The following is a 2,944-nucleotide window of genomic DNA, read 5'->3' on the forward strand; positions in this document are numbered from 1 at the left end:
GAGGGTGAAGTCTGGGCGGGCGGCTTGGGCACGGTCTAAAAAGAGCGCGAGGCTTTGTGCCTGTGGGAGGGGACTTAGCGGAAAGACTTGCTCTCCGGCGATATCGAGCACACGGCGCGACGTGACGATGCAGCGCACCGAGGGCAGGGCAAAGAGAAGCTGCTCAATGGCCTCCGCCCCTCCGCTCTCGATGAGCTGCTCTAGGTTGTCAAGAACCAGCAGGGTCGGCTGCTCGTGTAAGTACGGAATGAGCTGCTCCAGAGCCGAGCGCTCCCCGCCGGAGAGCTGGAGTGCTCCTCGGACACGGTCTTGGAGCTGAGTCGCATCGAAGCACTCGGCGAGGGGGACAAAGGCAACGACGGCGAAGTGCGATGCATGCGCCTGTGCCAGCTCGGTCGCAAGTCGGGTCTTGCCAATGCCCCCTGGCCCCAGTAGGGTCACGAGGCGACGGCTCTGTAACATCTCGGCAAGCTGTGTCCGTTCCACCTCTCTCCCCGTAAAGCGCGTCAGATAGCCCGGCAGGCGCAGGCGTCGCGAATCCGAAAGCGGCTCAGGTGTGGGAGTGGCTTGCTCCTGCGTCTCGGGCAGGTTCTCGACCAGTGCCTGAAGTCGCTCCCGCTCAACACAGAGCCAGTCGTCCCAGAAACCGGGCAGAAGCTCGCCTTTGTAGAGGGCTCTTGCCACCGACCAGCGCTTTTGCCCCAGTGCCCTCTCTAGCTCGGACACATCGCAGCTCAGGGACCCAGGACGAACGCGCACACTCTGGCGATCTGCTGTAAAGAAACCCTCACCGGTTAGCTCGTTGGGTACCAGCGTACGACGAAGCGACGAAAGCGCGTGGCGAAGCCGCGCTAGGCCGGTCTCGCGGTCGCTCTCGGGCCAGAGAAGATCCGCCAGCTCTTCGCGGGTATGGGGCCGCTGTGGCTGAAGGGCGAGGCGTGCCAGGAGTGCCACGACCTTGCGGCTCTCCAGTCGTGTGACAACTTTCTCGCCGCAGCTCACACGAAGCTCCCCTAATAACTCAACTCGCCAGTGCATGACTACCTGAATTGTATCTTTGGTTTGTGGTTTCTGTATACTGAGAGCATGTCAAATTTCCCGCAGCGCCTGCCCGACGGTGTTCAAGTTGTCGTGACAGACTCGGAGGGGCGCGTGCTACTCCAAAAGCGCGAGGACTTTCGCCTCTGGAGCCTTCCGGGCGGCAAGATCGAGCCCGGCGAGACACCCGACGTGGCTGCTGCGCGGGAGCTTTTGGAAGAGACGGGCTTTGCGATCACCCTGACGCGCTGTGTGGGCTTCTACTGGCGGCCCGACATGCCCGGTGGCGGTGTCTTGCTCCAGGTCTATGCCGGTAGCGTCGCCGAGAAGATCAGTGAGCCCGGCTGGGAGTCGGTTGCCGTAGACTGGTTCACGCTCGACAAGCTCCCACGCTCCGTCCCAAGCTGGACACGCCACGTTCTCGTAGACGCCTCCCTCAACGCCGCCCCCGTCCGCCGCATCCAGCGCCTCCCGCTCTGGAAAGCCTGGCTCGTGCGCTTGCTCTATGCCCTGCGCCGCCTACGAAACCGGCTGATGGGGAGGTAAACTCTCCCCATGGATTTCCGCAAAGACGCAGTCGCACTAGACCTCTCCGGCGAGTGGCAAATGGCCTTCTCTGATGAACCTCAAAACATCTCCTCCATCGCCGAGCTGGAAGCGTCAGGCTTGCCAATCTACCCCGCGCAGGTGCCAGGGAACTTTGAGCTGGATTTGCACCGAAATGGGCTGATTCCCGACCCGTTCTTTGGGATGAACATCGCGGAGCTGCCCAAGTGGGAAAGAACCACTATTACCTACGCGCGAACATTTCAGGCTCCACCATTGGCAGACGGGTGGGATGCTGTGGTTGTGTTTGAGGGGGTGGCTGGTGGCTCTGCACAGTGTGTGCTAAATCAACACTTTCCTGAGGATTGGCATGTACATAATTGGCCCTGGAACTCTCTGACTCCCTTGTTGCTGGGGTGGAACTACCCAAAGTGGATAACGAAAGATGGCACAAATGACATTGTTGTCCACATCGGCGGGGATTTGAATTCCAAATCCGTAGCTCCTCTCAGCTTTACGCAGCCAAACCGGTATGAATCGCTCCACGTTCGGCGGGCGCCGCATGAGTATGGGTGGGACATCATGCCGCGAGCGGTCTCTGCGGGGATTTGGCGTCCTATCAAGCTGCTCTATCTGCCCAAGGAGCGCATCGAAAATGTCTACTTGGAGACGCTGAGTATTGGCTCCTCCCATTCTTCGGCGGGGCTGGTGCTGCACTTCGACTGCAAGCTCGACGCGTCGTGCTATGCCGAGCGCTACGAGATCGAAGTCGAGGGGCGATGCGGCGACTCGGTGTTTACCAAGCGGGAGCGGATGCTCTTTGGCGCGGGGCGGGTGAATGTGCAGGTCGTGAGCCCCAAGCTCTGGTGGCCCAAGGGCAAGGGCGATGCCAGCCTCTACGACGTGACCGTGCGGGTTTTTAAGAACGGCGCGGAGATAGATCATGTGCACTTCACGCACGGGATTCGCACGGTCGAGCTGATCCGAACCAGCGTCACCGACGAGCAGGGCTCTGGTGAGTTTCTCTTCAAGGTCAATGGCGAGCGGGTCTTTATCCACGGCTCGAACTGGGTGCCGGTGGACGCATTCCACTCGCGGGATAAAGAGCGAATCCCGGCGATTCTCGAAATGGCGGTGAACCTGAACTGCAATATGCTGCGCTGCTGGGGCGGAAATGTGTATGAGGACGACCTGTTCTACGAAATCTGCGACAAGGAAGGCATTCTCATCTGGCAGGACTTCTCCATGGCCTGCGCGGTCTATCCGCAGGATGAGGCGTTCCAGCGCACCCTCGCCGATGAAGTGCGCTCTGTAGTGCGGCGGCTGCGGCAGCATGCCTGCGTGGCGCTCTGGGCGGGGG

2 protein-coding genes and 1 pseudogene are annotated in these 2,944 nt (G+C 60.8%); 2 read left to right on the forward strand and 1 reads right to left on the reverse strand.

Annotation, left to right across the window (positions count from 1 at the left end; translation table 11 throughout):
- On the reverse strand, nucleotides 1–1,038 hold a 1,038-nt coding region (locus RMO15_RS05455), incomplete at its 3' end, for an AAA family ATPase (RefSeq protein ID WP_309708905.1).
- Between the two features lie 48 nt (nucleotides 1,039–1,086).
- On the opposite strand from RMO15_RS05455, the gene RMO15_RS05460 reads away from it, so the two are divergent.
- Together RMO15_RS05460 and RMO15_RS05465 are read left to right on the forward strand one after the other, a co-directional pair.
- Nucleotides 1,087–1,584, forward strand: a complete 498-nt coding sequence (locus RMO15_RS05460) for an NUDIX domain-containing protein (protein ID WP_309708907.1) — start codon at nucleotides 1,087–1,089, stop codon at nucleotides 1,582–1,584.
- A 9-nt stretch (nucleotides 1,585–1,593) separates the two neighbouring features.
- A pseudogene (locus RMO15_RS05465) lies at nucleotides 1,594–2,944 on the forward strand (hypothetical protein); the annotation flags it as partial.

It is taken from the genome of Armatimonas sp., from assembly GCF_031410135.1.
Classification (GTDB): Bacteria; Armatimonadota; Armatimonadia; order Armatimonadales; family Armatimonadaceae; genus Armatimonas.

What these genes read in the sequence shown, in the direction of transcription:
- RMO15_RS05460 (WP_309708907.1), top strand. Translation starts at nt 1,087, where the DNA reads ATGTCAAATTTCCCGCAGCGCCTGCCCGACGGTGTTCAAGTTGTCGTG.